Origin of the sequence: Neptunomonas phycophila (assembly GCF_001922575.1) — a bacterium.
Classification (GTDB): Bacteria; Pseudomonadota; Gammaproteobacteria; order Pseudomonadales; family Balneatricaceae; genus Neptunomonas; species Neptunomonas phycophila.
Genome location: NZ_MRCI01000001.1, coordinates 305,508 through 320,976, shown reverse-complemented (window position 1 = coordinate 320,976; position 15,469 = coordinate 305,508). Strand labels below are relative to the sequence as shown.

Genomic DNA, 15,469 nt, shown 5'->3' with positions numbered 1-15,469 from the left:
CACTGAGGGTTACCTCATTACTGGCCCGTTTTTACACGTGTCCACAAACGTGTCATCGTCCGCGCTTCACGGTCACTCGGAGTTTTAATGGCTATCAATGACTTCAATTTTTCGCCTGAAGGATAGATACCCGGGTCATTACGAATCGCTTCGTCTACTAACTCAGTGGCTGCCTTATTAGCATTGGCATAGGCAACAAAATTAGTAATTGGCGCTATAACATCAGGGCGCAACAGGAAGTTAATAAACTGATGGGCCGCGTTTGGGTTAGGGGCATCAGCCGGTACAACCATGACATCAGTCCACACCACAGCTCCTTCTTTAGGGACTAGGTAAGCAATCTCAACGCCGTTATTCGCTTCCGCCGCACGGTCACGCGCCTGTAACACATCACCGCTGTAACCATGTGCAACACAAATGTCTCCATTAGCTAGGTCATTAATGTATTGCGAGCTATGAAAGTAACGAATGAATGGCCTTGCTGCGTTCACCGTTTCAGCGGCTTTATTTAAGCCTTGCGTGCTGTAATCATTAGTATCCGAATGACTGTAAGCCTGTGCCGCTTTAAAAACTTCGTTAGGGTCGTCCATTAACGAAATACCGCACTCACTCAGCTTTTCAGCTATGGCCGGATCAAAAATTAGCGACCATGTATCCAGTGGAAAGTCGTCACCCAGAATTGCTTTCACTTTAGTGAGGTTAATGCCAATTCCCGTTGTTCCCCACATATAAGGAACCGCATACTGATTGCCCGGATCAATATCCGAAAGCGAGTGTAAAATATCGGTATCGATATTCCCCAAGCGTGATAGTTGAGCCTTATCCAATGGAGCGTATAACTTCGCTTTAATATGGCGATCAACAAAAGGGCGTGCCGTTGGGAAGGCTAAATCATAGCCACTATTACCCGCTAGTAATTTTGCTTCTAGCACCTCATTAGAGTCATACACGTCGTATACAACATTAATGCCCGTTTCATCTTCAAAACGCTGAATGGTATCTTCAGCAATGTAGTCCGACCAGTTGTACACATGTAGCTCATCCTGAGCATTGGCAACTAAAGAGCTTGCCGCCAAAGTGGCGAGTATTGCTGTTTTAATGCCAGTCGCTTTTAAGCCTGTAGCAAAACGCTTCATAGGTAACATCCCCTCAGAGATATACAAGTGACTCCACAACGGAGAGATCATTTATCTTAGATGGTTAGTGGCCATCATTCAAAAACGCTGAATATGACAGGATAAACAGAAAAATCCATATTTTTTTAAGCCTTTGGCGCGATTAGAACAATCCACTCTCTTCTCTCATTTCCTAATCTCACATAGACTCTGCTATCAGCTTAAAGAATTGTTCCACACGCCCTGAAAAAAGGAATTCATTGATGCGCATTTTACTGCTATCAGCTTACGATGCTCATAGCCATCGTTACTGGCATCAAGGCCTTATAAAGCATTGTGATGACCATGACTTTACGCTGATGACACTGCCCCCTCGCTATTTCTCTTGGCGCATCAGAGGTAACAGTATGAGCTGGGCATTTGGCAAAGATCGTGCTCTACTCACGCAGCCATACGATCTCGTGATTGCTACTTCGATGACTGATTTAGCAAGCCTAAGGGGCTTCTTACCCGAGCTAGCCTCTACCCCAACACTGCTGTATTTTCATGAGAATCAGTTCGCCTACCCAGAGACGAACAATGTGCATGCAAGCGTTGAACCTATGATGGTAACGCTTTATGCCGCATTAGCTGCCGAGCATCTCGCCTTTAATACCGATTACAACCGCCACACATTTTTAACAGGCGTTGATCGCTTACTGCATAAATTGCCAGACCATGTTCCCGTCAACTTAGTAGAGCAGTTACGCCAAAAGTCATCCGTCATACCTGTGCCGCTGCCTGCACACTGCTTTACATCCCATCGTGAGCATAACAACCAAGGTGCTCTGCGTATGGTATGGAACCATCGTTGGGAATACGATAAAGGGCCCGACCTATTACTCGCCATACTAAACACACTAGAGTCGATGCGTGTTGATTACATCATTGATATTGTTGGCCAACAGTTCAGGCAGCAACCCAGCGCATTTAAAGTGATTAAAGATAAGTTTGCGCACCGGATCGACCGGTATGGTTATCTCACTCACGCGGATGCGTATCGACAATGCCTCAACCAAGCTGACGTTGTTTTATCAACCGCTGATCACGATTTCCAAGGCATAGCGGTACTAGAAGGCGTCGCCGCAGGAGCTATTCCGGTCGTTCCAAACCGTTTAGCCTATCCGGAACTATTAGACACTACTTATTGCTATACGGGAACGACTCAAAAAGAGGAAGCAAAAGCAGCAGCTATCCGAATAGCTGAGCTAGCTCAATTAAAACAAAGCAAACAACTACCAACAGCCCCCGACATAAGCCACTTAAGCTGGGATCAGATACAGCACCAGTATTGCTCATTAATCGCGGATTTAACGACCATAAAAAAGCACCTATATCAATGAAGACATAGGTGATTTTTTGGCATGGGTGTTTTAATTGGCATAGGTGCTTTATTGTCAGTGCGCAGTGCTTACTTACTTAATTAACGATCCCAAAATCCCCCGCAGCAGGCTTTTTCCCACACTGCGCCCCAGGCTACTACCGATACTACGCACTACTGACTTCATTAAGGCTTCGGTTACTGATTGGCGATTACTACTACGTCCTGAACTACGCTTAGCGGCTTTGGCTTCTTCTTTTTCCTTGGCGGCTTGTGCTTCTGCGGCTTCTTCATCTTGAATACGTTTAGCCGTTCGTTCTAATAAAATCTCATGCGCCGAACGAGGATCGTATGCCTCAGCATAACGGCGATTCATAGGGTCGTTTTTGATAAGCAATGCACACTCTTGCTCGCTCGCTGGCCCCATACGAGACGATGGAGGGCGAATCAAGGTTCGTTCAACAACCGAAGGGACACCACCTTTTTGTAAGACAGATACCAGCGCTTCCCCCACACCCATTTGTGTAATGGCTTCTTCCGTATCTACCTTGGGATTAGCACGGAAAGTTTGCGCAGCAACCCGCACGGCTTTTTGATCTTTAGGCGTAAAGGCTCGCAGCGCATGCTGCACACGATTACCGAGCTGACCTAGCACATTATCCGGTAAATCAGCTGGGCTTTGAGTAATAAAGTAAACGCCAACACCTTTAGAGCGAATTAAGCGCACAACCTGTTCTATTTTCTCTACCAATACGCGAGAAGCATTGCTAAACAACAAGTGCGCTTCGTCAAAGAAAAAGACCATTTTGGGTTTATCCGCATCACCCACTTCAGGCAAGTTTTCAAACAGTTCAGACAAGAGCCATAGTAAGAAGGTTGAATAAACTCGTGGGCTTCGAATTAACTTTTCCGACTCTAGAACATTGATAATCCCGCGGCCATCTCGGTCTACTTGCATAAAATCTTGCAGTTGCAGAGCAGGCTCTCCAAAAAAAGCCTCGCCACCCTCGCGCTCTAGCATTAATAAGCGGCGCAGAATGGCGTTAACCGACGCTTTTGAAACCGCCAACTGAGCATCTATTTCCTTACCGTGTTCTGCAATAAAGTTTAGGGAGGTGCGCAAGTCATTGAGATCAACCAACAATAGACCTTCATCATCTGCATATTCGAAAACGAGGGTTAACACACCTTCTTGGGTATCATTGAGGTCTAAAAGGCGAGCCAACAACTGCGGCCCCATTTCTGAAATAGTAGAGCGAACCGGGGTACCTTTTTCACCAAACACATCCCATAGCGAAATAGGATAGCCGCGCTGTGAGTAACCATCGATACCTATTTTTTCAACGCGTTCATCAACCTTAGGATGAGGGCTACCTGCTTGGCTCAACCCCGTTAGATCGCCTTTTACATCAGACATAAAAACAGGAACACCAATATCCGAAAAACCCTCGGCTAGGCACTGCAAAGTAACCGTTTTACCGGTACCTGTAGCCCCCGCTATTAATCCGTGTCGATTGGCATAACGTGGATCCAGATAAATTTTACCCGCGTCACAACCACCAATCAGAATTCCTGAATCCATTGTTAAAAAACCTCTACGTAAAGAAAAAGACGTTGACTAGTAAAGCGCATAACCCGTTTATAACAGCTTAATTCGTCTTTGTCTGCCGAGCACACGGCCACCACCAAGACCTACACAAAAAAAGTCTACAAAATGCGACACTAGCAAGCCCGCGTAATTAGCGCTACATTACGAGCGTGAGCGCAAATGATGTGGCGTGTTTTAAACGCTCTTCATTTGCAATGTATTAACGGAAATCGAAATCGAGTAAAAAATGCCAACGTTCACAGGTCGTATCATTCAATGGAATGAAGAGGACGGCTGTGGAGTAATCCAGACGTCCCATGAAAGCTCCGAAATTCCCTTTACTATTAATGGCATACAGGACAGCACATTTAAGCCATTTACGGGTGAAAAAGTCACATTCGACTTAAAAGCTGTTGCTGGTGGGCGCTTACAAGCCTATGGCATCCATGCTAGCGGGGTAAATGTGGGCAGTTTCCGCTACTCGCGAGTCACTGGAGCAACCTGGTTTGCTTGTTTCATTTCACTTTTGCTGTGTGTACTAGTAACGCCCGCTACCATGCTCCCCTTGTTGTTATACATTGGGATGTCAATTGCATGCGTAGTGACATTGCACCGCGACAAGCTACGCCACCGCTATAAAAACCGAGTCAGTGGTATAGAGCTGCTGATTGCTGAGCTTTTAGGTGGCTGGCCAGGAAGCCGGATCATTCAAACCGCCCTCAACCACCCTAGTCAGGATGAAGTCTATGTTCGCTGTAGCGGCTGGGTAGTTAGCTTACACATAGCCGCTTTAAGCATTCTTGCCTTGTACGTGATGCTGCCTAATTAGGCAGCATCTAGCATCCCTTGTTTGATAATAAAATCGATAATCACTTGCAAGCCTTCGCCTGTTTTTAAGTTGGTGAACACATAAGGCGAATTAGGACGCATGCGCTTAGTGTCTTGATCCATCACATTCAAGTCTGCGCCTACGTAAGGTGCTAAATCAATTTTGTTAATGACTAATAAATCCGAACGCGTAATACCCGGACCGCCTTTACGCGGGATTTTTTCCCCTTCGGCAACATCAATCACGTAAATGGTAAGATCCGCTAGCTCAGGACTAAACGTAGCGCTTAGATTATCACCGCCACTTTCAACAAAAACGAGATCGAGCGTTTTATGTCGACGTGCTAACTCATCTACTGCCGCTAAGTTCATTGACGCATCTTCACGTATTGCGGTATGCGGGCATCCACCTGTTTCTACGCCGATAATTCGATCAGCATCTAACGCTTCAGCACGGGTTAAAATTTTGGCATCTTCTTGGGTATAAATATCATTCGTTACAACGGCAATGTTGTAATCATCACGAATCGACTTACACAATGCCTCTAATAAAGCCGTTTTACCTGAGCCTACGGGACCACCCACACCAATACGCAACGGGGATTTGTACTCGCTCATTTTTATATCCTTTTCATCTAATTTGGCTATTCATTAGGAACGGAATAGCCGTGTATATTGTGTTTCATGGCGGCTGCTGGCGATAGCCAATGCAGGTGTAGAACTACCCACCTCGTCATCCACTATGGCTAATGCTCGTTCAACTGCCGTTGGGACTCGCTCGCTCAAGCGCATAAGCAACTTTTGCCCTGATGTTTGCCCCAAAGGCACCAGTTTGACACCCGCCATTACAGCATTTTCTAACCAACTCCATAAATATCCCGCGCACGCCGATTGAATTGAAATATCAAACTGTTGCGCGGCCAGTGCAAAGCCGGCTATCTGCGTGCTACGCACGGCTTCGATAACGGAATCGTCCATTGCCACATTGAGGTTGGGCAATAAGGTGGCCAATGCTTGGCCTCGTTGTCGCTCTTCTTTACGAAGCTCTGAGGTTTCTCGGCTGGCAATCAGAAACTGAGTCCAGTAATGAACCGCTTCAATATCTTGCCCCTCAAACGCTCGGCATAAGCGGATCATCACAGGTAATTCGAGCGTACTAACACTATGTGCCAGCACACTTTCGAGCCACTGCTCCAAAGCCTGCTCATTTTTTACCCAGCCTGCTTCTATTGCCCATTCCAAGCCTTGCGAATAGGTGAACGCTCCAATAGGCAAAGAAGGGCTAATTAATTGATAGAGTCGTAAATCCGCTAGCATCTGTGTGTCTTATTTACGGTTGCGAATACGACGATAAAGCGCCGGAGCATACGCAGCCAGCGCGAGCACAGCTACTAACGGCAATACATGTTCTGGAGCGGTAAACTGGTGTAAGAGGCTTGCATGCAGGCTCGATGCTGTTTCGCTGTTATGTGCCAATACCGAAGGGCTTATTAGAGCAACCGTAGCCGCAGTGATTAGATGTTTCATTTTAATTAACTCCCAAAAAATTAATGCTCGTGATCATGTGCATGCGCGTGATGGTGGCCGTGTTCATGATGTCCATGACTACTACTGCCGCCATAGGCGCCCGCCTCAGGCTCAAAAGGCGCCTGTTCACTAACTACTTGGCCTCCTAGCCCCTTCACCATATCGTCGAGTACATGATCATGCTGATAACGGACAAAACCATCCCCTACCTGTAAAGGTACGTGCCGATTACCTAGGTGGTAAGCGATACGAGTGAGTAACAACGGATCATGACATTGAACGGTGGAGACAGACTCATTCGCGGCGATAATACGAACAACATAGCCATCCTCCGTAGCGATTTGATCTCCATCGCGTAGCGTGATGCCTCGTTGTAAAAATAAGCCCGCTTCTTCGCCCGTGTCTAACTCGACCCGCAAGCGCCCTTTAATACGTTTATTGATAGGCAAGCTTAATGTGGCTTGGCTAGCCAAGCTCACGTCAACTTGTTTAGTAAATTGCTTCATTGTTCCCTCTTACTCACTTATTCAACACCGTCTTTTTAAACGTGAACGGTCTAAAACAAGAAGTACCTTTGTGCCATTGGCAACGCGTCAGCAGGTTCGCATGTTAGCAATACCCCGTCCGCTTTTACTTCATAGGTTTGCGGATCGACTGAAATATCAGGCTGATAGTTATTGTGAATCATGTCGGCTTTACGTACCGTACGGCAGCCTTTTACCTCACCAATCAAACTCTTTAAGCCTAGCTGTTCGGCCAAGTCCGTTTTAGCGGCGGCCTGCGATAAGAACAACATTGACGTAGCATGACAGGCACCTCCCATCGCACCAAACATAGGGCGGTAATGCACCGGCTGCGGAGTAGGAATTGAGGCATTAGGATCGCCCATCGGGGCGGCTGCAATCATGCCGCCTTTCAAAATAGTGCTGGGCTTAATCCCAAAGAACGCGGGCTTCCAAAGCACAATATCAGCAAGCTTACCTACTTCAATTGAACCGACCTCATGAGAAATACCATGGGCTAACGCGGGGTTAATCGTATATTTTGCGATGTAACGTTTCAGGCGATTGTTATCATTATCAGCTGAATCACCCTCTAACGGCCCTCGTTGCACTTTCATTTTGTGTGCTGTTTGCCATGTACGAGTAATGACCTCCCCCACCCGTCCCATCGCTTGGGAGTCTGAAGAAATCATCGAAAAAGCGCCTAAATCATGCAAGATATCCTCGGCGGCAATGGTCTCACGACGAATCCGCGACTCAGCAAAAGCTACGTCTTCAGCAATACTAGGATCGAGGTGATGGCATACCATCAACATATCCAAATGTTCATCAACGGTGTTGATCGTATAAGGACGTGTTGGGTTGGTCGATGAAGGCAATACATTAGAAAGGCCTGCCGCCTTAATAATATCAGGCGCATGCCCGCCTCCGGCCCCTTCTGTATGGTACGTATGAATAACCCTATCACCTATCGCTGCTAGCGTGTCTTCTACAAAACCGGACTCATTTAGAGTGTCAGTGTGGATGGCGACCTGAATATCCATCTCTTCAGCAACGGACAAGCAGCAATCAATGGACGCCGGAGTCGTTCCCCAGTCCTCATGCAGTTTTAAGCCCATTACACCCGCTTCTACCTGCTCACGCAGAGCTTCAGGCTGGCTCGCATTACCTTTACCTAAGAAACCTATATTCATCGGCAAGTTATCCACCGCTTGCAGCATACGATGAATATTCCAAGGCCCTGGTGTACAGGTTGTCGCATTTGTACCTGTTGCTGGGCCAGTACCCCCGCCAATCATGGTGGTTACGCCCGACATGAGTGCATCATCTATTTGTTGCGGGCAGATAAAATGAATATGCGCATCAATACCACCGGCTGTAACAATGGAGCCTTCCCCAGCCAACACTTCGGTGCCAGGGCCAATAATAATATTTACATTAGGCTGCACATCAGGGTTACCGGCTTTACCTATGGCCGCAATACGACCGGCTTTAATGCCGATGTCTGCTTTTACAATACCCCAGTGATCTAAAATCAGGGCATTAGTGATGACGAGATCAACCGTCTCTGCACTCAGTGCTTGGCCTTGACCTTGGCCATCACGGATAACTTTGCCACCGCCAAATTTAACTTCATCGCCGTAGGTGGTGTAATCCCGCTCTACTTCTAAAAATAGCTCGGTGTCCGCTAGTCGAACGCGGTCACCCGTGGTTGGGCCAAACATCTCTGCATAGGCGCGTCGTGAAATAGTTGCCATCCGAATCTCCTTACAGGGTGCCCATTATTTTGCCTTGGAAGCCAAACACTTTGCGGTCACCCGCATACGCGACCAGCTCAACGGTTCGACTTTGCCCTGGTTCAAACCGCACCGCGGTGCCAGCGGCTATATTTAAACGAAAACCACGCGTTTTATCGCGCTCAAATCGCAAAGCGTTATTGGCTTCATAAAAGTGGTAGTGTGAGCCAATCTGAATAGGTCGATCACCCGTGTTTGCGACGCTAATCGTTACCGTGTCACGTCCTGCATTTAAGGTTATATCGCCCGCTTGTGTAATCATTTCGCCCGGAATCATAATGGTCTCCTACACAATGGGATCATGAACAGTGACTAGCTTAGTACCGTCTGGAAAAGTGGCCTCAACTTGCACTTCATGGATCATCTCGGCTATACCATCCATGACATCATCAACCGTTAATAAAGTACGGCCATAATCCATCAGCTCGGCAACGGTTTTTCCATCACGTGCACCTTCAAGAATAGCGGCACTAATATAAGCAATCGACTCAGGGTAATTGAGCTTTAAGCCTCGATCTTTGCGGCGCTCTGCCAACAAGGCTGCGGTAAATAACAAGAGTTTATCTTTCTCGCGCGGGGTAAGTTCCATCGCTTTCGGTACCTCCTCTAATCCTGATCGACTCGTCAACTATCTATCGTTAACTAGACCAGAAAAGCAAAGAATATACCAGTTAGCGCTTTATAACTTTTCTCTTTATCAAGAAGGGATGAGGCACACGATAAGCGCCTTATTTCGGAGGAGAAGCGACTTAGATGAAAGCTGGGCCGATATTTATTGAGCAGTCACCTGAACGCAGAGCACTGTTATTGAACAGAAAGCGCACCAATACTGACCCTCAAGTCCACATTGGTGCGCAATTAATCAGTGATTGGGCGGCTGGCGCTGCTTAGCGATGTCCGCCAGATCGCGGTTAAGCGTACCCTTGTGGATTTTAAGGTGGTAATGCAAACCCGTTTTGGCCATCATCATGGCTGTAACCGGTGCGGTAATGAACAAGAAAATGCTAATAAGCAATTCATGCGCACTTAACCCATTTTGATTGACGCTCACCAATATCATAGAGGCTATCAATATAGCCCCCATCCCTAACGTGGTCGCTTTAGTCGGTGTATGCAATCGCATATAGAAATCTGGCATTTTCACCAAACCTATAGAGCCCATTAGCACAAAGAAACCACCTAACAGTATTAAAATTGAGCCTATCAACTCTACCCAAAATGGCATAACACACTACCCTTATTCAATTATGTCGCCGCGCAATAAGTACTTGCACAAAGCCGCTGTGCTTACAAAGCCCAGCATTGCAATCATCAGCGCCGCTTCAAAATAAATGGCGGTACCCATAAACAAACCAAACAATAAAATCAGCGCAATACTGTTGATATACATAGTATCCAGCGCCAATATTCGATCAGGCTTATCTGGCCCACGAAACAGCCGCCATACATTAAGCACTAAGGACACCATGACCATTGCAGTGGCGATCATCAAGCTAATTTCTAGCATCCGAATATCTCCAAAAGCGGCGCTTCATAACGTTTCTTAATTTCACGCACCAGGGTGGTTTCATCTTTCATATGCAACGCATGCACATATAACCACTGCTTATCTTCTGAAACCTCAGCTGACAAGGTACCCGGCGTTAACGAAATGGTGCTTGCCAAAACAGTAATAGGAAAATCTCCTGTTAGCTCCAGCGGAATCGCGACAAATGCCGGCTGTAAATACTTAACCGGACGCATGAGCTGCACCGTTACCTCGATGTTCGCAACGATGATATCAACCAAAACTCGCAGAAAATATATAACGGCTTTAATAGGACGCCTAATGTGCGGCTGCTCAGCTTGCATACCTCCCACTAGAATCGGAATCAGGAGCGCAAAAATTAACGCCAACAGTAGATGTCCCGGCGCTATCGATTGGTTAAGCAACAGCCATACAATAAACAGCACTAAGCTGTGAGTCGGCATAGGGAATATACGTCGTAGCATTTACTCAGGACTCCCTAATGATGGTGTAGTGGGTAACAATAACTCAGGCTGAACGCCCAATTGGTATAACTGTAACGCGGCTTGCGAGGTAAAGTCAGAGACTTGACCACCAAAAATCACTAACAACGGAGAAGCAGATAGTAAAAAGTAGATGGCAAACAGCTTGGGTTTCGCGATTATTTTTTTCTCATTGGTCTCGCTGCTAATACGCCAAAATAAGGTTGATCCGCCCCGTGATGCGGCAATAACACTCATCAAACTAGCGATTAAAACAGCACCCCATACCCATGCCATTTGAGCTGCGCCCACACTGGATTGTAGCACTAATACCTTACCCACAAACCCGGAAAACGGTGGTAGGCCGGTCATGGATAAAATGCCGATGGCAAATGCTATGCCTAAAGGCAGCGAGCTGGTCATTCGTCGAGCACGAACAAACCGGTCAGACGCTTTACCACGCTGTTCGGCAATTGCATCAGCCAGTAAAAAGAGCGCCCCGGTAACCAACGTTGAATGTATCAAGTAATAAAGCCCTGCCGTGGTGGCTTGCACAGTATTAATGGCTACCGCACTTAACATAGTGCCAACAGACACGATCACCAAATTAGACACTAACTGGCGTAAGGATTGGCTTGCCAACGCGCCCAAAGTACCCGCGGATATCGTTAAGATTGCAGCCGGCCACAGCCAAGGCTGGATTAGGTTGGCAAGCTCACCGGCATGGTGTCCAAATACAACTGTATGGATTCGCCAAATACTGTATATCCCCACCTTTGTCATAATCGCAAACAGCGCCGCCACAGGTGCACTAGCACTTGAGTAGGTTTTGGTCAGCCAAAAGTGAAGTGGGAACATGGCAGATTTAAGACCAAAGACGATCAACAGCAATAGCCCGCCAATACGCGCCAATTGTTGTTCTGCTTCAGGTAGTTCGCGTACTTTGAGCGCCATATCGGCAATATTAAGCGTTCCTAAGGTGCCATACAGAATGCCTAAGGCAAACAGAAATAGCGAAGAGCCGATGAGGTTTAAGATCAGATAATGCAAGCTAGCTTGGGTTTTCTGTTTACCGCCAGCATGTATTAACAGTGCATACGAGGCTAATAACAGCACCTCAAAAAATACAAAGAGGTTAAAGATATCACCGGTAAAAAATGCTCCGCTGATACCCATTATTTGCAGCATAAAGAGCGGATAAAAGAACACTCCGCCTCGGTCATCGCCGGCCGTCGAATACAATAATGCTCCTAAGGCTAATACGCCCGTCAGCAGCACCATTAAAATAGCTAAGCGATCAACCACCAGCACTATGCCGTAAGGCGCTTGCCAGTTCCCTAGTTGGTAAACTTGAATCGACCCACTCAAACTAATTATGAGCAGTTCGATAGCCACGCCAACCAGCCCAAGCAAGGCAACAAATGCTACAACACGCTGGCGCTCTAGGCTGTTGGCCACCGGTGGCAACAACATCAAAACAGCGGCCAACATCGGTATTAGGATAGGTAATATGGGCAAGTGATCCATCACTTAGACTTCTCCTTGTCCTTATCCGCTAATTGATCTGTCCCAAAATCCTGACCATCAACATGATCATTGCCTAAATCTGCACGCGCACGCATTGCTAGGATCACGGCAAACGCCGTCATTGCAAAACCAATAACAATGGCTGTCAGCACCAAGGCCTGTGGTAAAGGATCGGCATACGTTTCCGATTGACCAAGCACAGCAGGCTTATTCACCACCAAGCGGCCGCTTGAAAACAAAAATAAATTAACGGCATACGAGAGCATAGTTAAACCGACAACAACAGGAAAAGTACGTCCGCGTAGCGTTAGAAAAATCCCGCATGTTGTTAACAGCCCTACACAGGCAGCATAAATCAATTCCATTACTGATCCTCCAACACGCGTTCATCCGGACGTTCCGATGTCGTTAATGTTCCTAAGTTAGCCAAAATCAGCATAGTTGCTCCGACAACGGTTAAGTACACACCTAAATCAAATAACATGGCACTGGCGAGCTCAAACTTACCCACCCAAGGCCATTTAAAGTAATCAAACCATGATGTTAAGAAAGGCTTATCGAAGAACCAACTGCCTACACCGGTAAAAGCAGCTATTAACAAGCCAGAGCCGATCATCCACTGATAATTAATATGGACGCGCGCTTTCATCCACCCAACACCGTTTGCGATGTACTGTTGTATGAGCGCGACTCCGGTAATCAAGCCAGCAATAAAGCCGCCGCCGGGTTCATTATGCCCTCTAAGGAAGATGTAGACCGAGACTAACAAGGCCAGAGGCAACAAAATTTGAGAGATAACTGCAAGTACCATTGGGTATGTGTCGGTACTCCAATGACGGCCATACTCATCGCCGGAAGGCATATACAAACGCATTCCCACAATAAGCTTATAAATCGCAATAGCAGCGATACCTAACACGGTTATTTCACCTAAGGTATCAAAGCCTCGGAAGTCGACCAAAATGACGTTAACCACGTTGGTACCGCCACCACCGGTTTTACTGTTAGCAACAAAAAAGTCAGATATCGTCTCGAGTGGACGGGTCATCATGGCGTAATTGACGGTACCGATCACACCACCCACTAAGGCAGAAATACCTATATCCCTGACCAATCGACGCGGCGACGACTCTTTAGGCGTTTGCTGAGGTAAAAAGAAGAGCGCCAACATTAACAAAATAACCGTCACTACCTCTACCGCTAACTGGGTCAACGCTAAGTCGGGAGCGGAATACCGCGCAAAAGCGATTGAAACAATCAACCCCACAACAGATAACATCAACAAAGCCACCAGCCGTTTACGGTTCCAGATCACCGTTGCTACTGCACTGAGCACCAGCAAGATAGCAGCGGTTACTGATGCAGCATCCATGGGTAATTGCGGTTTCAGACCCGATGTTTGCTGCAAAGCGGTAAGCGGTGTCACTGTAACGGCCAGTGTGGCCAATAACAGCAAGAAGATATAACGCTGTAGCGAGCCATTTTCGATATAGGCATGACCAAACCGGCACGCTTTAATCGCTCTTTGGACCCAACGTTCAAAAACGACTTTTGAGTCCGGCTCAGGAAACTGCATTTGAAAATGAAACAAGGTTCGGCGGTTATAATACACAAAGAAACCACCAGCCATTGCCACAAAGCTCATCATTAGCGGCAAGTTAAAGCCATGCCAAATTGCCAAACTGTAATATGGTACAGGCCCCAACAAAGATGCGGATGAGGCCGCGTTTAATAACTGAGCAACCACTAAACCGGGGACAATACCTACCAGCAAGCAACAACCCACTAATATCTCGACTGGCAGCTTCATATAGCGCGGTGGCTCATGAGGCGTTTTCGGTAAATTAACGGGCTCGCCGTTAAAAAACACATCATGAATAAATCGCGTTGAATACGCGACGGAAAAAACACCGCCCAAGGTTGCAAGTACCGGAATAATCCATGATAGCGACCCTAACGAGCCTTGATCTAACGTCTCGTTGAAGAACATTTCTTTTGATAAGAAACCATTCAGCAAAGGAACACCAGCCATTGACGCAGCCGCGATAATCGCCAACGTGGCCGTGTACGGCATATACTTCCACAAACCATTAAGCTGGCGCATATCGCGCGAACCCGACTCATGATCAATAATACCGGCCGCCATAAACAACGATGCTTTAAACGTTGCATGGTTGATAACATGGAAGATTGCCGCCACAGTTGCTAAACGAGTATCCAAACCAAACAGCAACGTTATCAGTCCCAAATGGCTGATCGTTGAGTAAGCCAACAAACCTTTAAGGTCGTGCTTAAACAAGGCCATATACGCACCAAAAAGAAAGGTACATAAGCCTGTTAAACTAACAATTAAGAACCACATTTCCGTGCCGGACAGAACGGGGTAAAAACGGGCCATCAAGAAAATACCCGCTTTTACCATGGTCGCAGAATGCAAGTAAGCACTGACCGGTGTAGGTGCTGCCATTGCTTGAGGCAACCAAAAGTGAAAGGGGAACTGCGCTGATTTTGTAAAGGCACCTAACAGCACCAACACCAAAATAAATGGGTATTCGCCGGACTCCCTGAGAGCATCACCGCTGTTAAGTACAGTCTCTAAATCAAAACTACCTACGACTTGGCCAACTAATAGCAACCCTGCCAGCAGAGCGAGACCACCAGCCCCGGTTACGGTTAGTGCCATCCGTGCCCCTTTGCGAGCATCAGTACGTGAAGACCAAAAACTGATTAACAAGAAGGAGCTAATACTGGTCAGCTCCCAAAAAAACCACATCTGAATAATGTTACCTGATGCGACCACACCCACCATAGCGGACATAAACATCATGAAGTAACAATAAAACCGCCCCATCGAGTCGTCGGGCGACAAATAATAACGCGCATAGAGTATCACCAATGCGCCGATGCCGAAGATCAGTATCAAGAAGAGGAAAACCAAACCATCAAGGCGGACTGACAGATCCATCCCCATAGCGGGTATCCATGAAAGGGATGACGATAGTACGACGCCATCCAATAAATCTTGGCTCATCGTTAGCAGCAAAATTAAAGCCGTAACGGGGGCGATCGCTGTCAAAAAAGCACATAAAGTGCGGCTGCAGCTTTTAGCCAATAGAGGAACAACAATACCAACTAGGGGTAATACCAGCAGTAAAAACAAATCCATACGCAATTTTTCCGGTCCTATTTAACTTATCTCTTATCGGGCTTTCTATACGTACTATTTAATCAACTGC

Annotated in this window: 17 protein-coding genes; 2 read left to right on the top strand and 15 right to left on the bottom strand. The window is 46.9% G+C overall.

Features of this window, described 5'->3' with window-relative positions; translation table 11 throughout:
- Positions 1-17: 17 nt before the first annotated feature.
- Positions 18-1,136, bottom strand: a complete 1,119-nt coding sequence (locus tag BS617_RS01455) for a polyamine ABC transporter substrate-binding protein (RefSeq protein ID WP_075171151.1) — start codon at positions 1,134-1,136, stop codon at positions 18-20.
- A gap of 242 nt (positions 1,137-1,378) precedes the next feature.
- Between BS617_RS01455 and BS617_RS01450 the strand changes: the two genes are divergently transcribed.
- Positions 1,379-2,497 (top strand): tRNA-queuosine alpha-mannosyltransferase domain-containing protein, encoded by a 1,119-nt coding sequence (locus BS617_RS01450; RefSeq protein ID WP_075171150.1) that lies wholly within the window; start codon positions 1,379-1,381, stop codon positions 2,495-2,497.
- A gap of 72 nt (positions 2,498-2,569) precedes the next feature.
- On the opposite strand, the gene BS617_RS01445 is transcribed toward BS617_RS01450, so the two are convergent.
- Positions 2,570-4,057: a helicase HerA-like domain-containing protein gene (locus BS617_RS01445; protein WP_075171149.1), complete on the bottom strand. Its 1,488-nt coding sequence runs from the start codon at positions 4,055-4,057 to the stop codon at positions 2,570-2,572.
- A 253-nt stretch (positions 4,058-4,310) separates the two neighbouring features.
- Here BS617_RS01445 and BS617_RS01440 point away from each other — a divergent pair, with 253 nt between their 5' ends.
- Entirely contained in the window at positions 4,311-4,892 is a 582-nt protein-coding gene (locus tag BS617_RS01440; RefSeq protein WP_075171148.1) for a DUF1294 domain-containing protein, read from the top strand.
- Here BS617_RS01440 and ureG read toward each other — a convergent pair.
- From ureG to BS617_RS01375, 13 genes are all read right to left on the bottom strand, one after another.
- Entirely contained in the window at positions 4,889-5,509 is a 621-nt protein-coding gene (gene ureG / locus BS617_RS01435) for an urease accessory protein UreG (protein ID WP_075171147.1), read from the bottom strand. The two genes, BS617_RS01440 and ureG, sit on opposite strands and share 4 nt — an antisense overlap.
- Positions 5,510-5,542: 33 nt before the next feature.
- Positions 5,543-6,208 (bottom strand): urease accessory protein UreF, encoded by a 666-nt coding sequence (locus tag BS617_RS01430; protein WP_075171146.1) that lies wholly within the window; start codon positions 6,206-6,208, stop codon positions 5,543-5,545.
- 9 nt (positions 6,209-6,217) lie between these two features.
- Entirely contained in the window at positions 6,218-6,418 is a 201-nt protein-coding gene (locus BS617_RS01425; protein WP_075171145.1) for a hypothetical protein, read from the bottom strand.
- A gap of 20 nt (positions 6,419-6,438) precedes the next feature.
- Positions 6,439-6,924, bottom strand: a complete 486-nt coding sequence (gene ureE / locus BS617_RS01420; RefSeq protein ID WP_075171144.1) for an urease accessory protein UreE — start codon at positions 6,922-6,924, stop codon at positions 6,439-6,441.
- A gap of 50 nt (positions 6,925-6,974) precedes the next feature.
- The gene (gene ureC / locus BS617_RS01415; protein WP_075171143.1) at positions 6,975-8,678 is read right to left on the bottom strand and encodes an urease subunit alpha; all 1,704 of its coding nucleotides are present in this window, start codon (positions 8,676-8,678) and stop codon (positions 6,975-6,977) included.
- 10 nt (positions 8,679-8,688) lie between these two features.
- On the bottom strand, positions 8,689-8,994 hold the full coding sequence (locus BS617_RS01410) for an urease subunit beta (protein ID WP_075171142.1): 306 nt from the start codon (positions 8,992-8,994) through the stop codon (positions 8,689-8,691).
- 9 nt (positions 8,995-9,003) lie between these two features.
- A complete protein-coding gene (gene ureA, locus BS617_RS01405) occupies positions 9,004-9,306 on the bottom strand; it encodes an urease subunit gamma (protein WP_075171141.1) in 303 nt (100 codons plus the stop codon).
- 273 nt (positions 9,307-9,579) lie between these two features.
- Positions 9,580-9,942 (bottom strand): Na+/H+ antiporter subunit G, encoded by a 363-nt coding sequence (locus tag BS617_RS01400; protein ID WP_075171140.1) that lies wholly within the window; start codon positions 9,940-9,942, stop codon positions 9,580-9,582.
- A gap of 12 nt (positions 9,943-9,954) precedes the next feature.
- On the bottom strand, positions 9,955-10,224 hold the full coding sequence (locus tag BS617_RS01395; protein WP_075171139.1) for a K+/H+ antiporter subunit F: 270 nt from the start codon (positions 10,222-10,224) through the stop codon (positions 9,955-9,957).
- Positions 10,218-10,709: a Na+/H+ antiporter subunit E gene (locus tag BS617_RS01390; RefSeq protein ID WP_075171138.1), complete on the bottom strand. Its 492-nt coding sequence runs from the start codon at positions 10,707-10,709 to the stop codon at positions 10,218-10,220. The genes BS617_RS01395 and BS617_RS01390 overlap by 7 nt, the downstream gene beginning before the upstream one ends.
- Positions 10,710-12,233: a monovalent cation/H+ antiporter subunit D gene (locus tag BS617_RS01385; protein WP_075171137.1), complete on the bottom strand. Its 1,524-nt coding sequence runs from the start codon at positions 12,231-12,233 to the stop codon at positions 10,710-10,712.
- The gene (locus BS617_RS01380) at positions 12,233-12,598 is read right to left on the bottom strand and encodes a Na+/H+ antiporter subunit C (RefSeq protein ID WP_075171136.1); all 366 of its coding nucleotides are present in this window, start codon (positions 12,596-12,598) and stop codon (positions 12,233-12,235) included. Before BS617_RS01380 ends, BS617_RS01385 begins: the two co-directional genes overlap by 1 nt.
- On the bottom strand, positions 12,598-15,399 hold the full coding sequence (locus tag BS617_RS01375) for a monovalent cation/H+ antiporter subunit A (protein ID WP_075171135.1): 2,802 nt from the start codon (positions 15,397-15,399) through the stop codon (positions 12,598-12,600). The genes BS617_RS01380 and BS617_RS01375 overlap by 1 nt, the downstream gene beginning before the upstream one ends.
- Between the last annotated feature and the right edge of the window lie 70 nt (positions 15,400-15,469).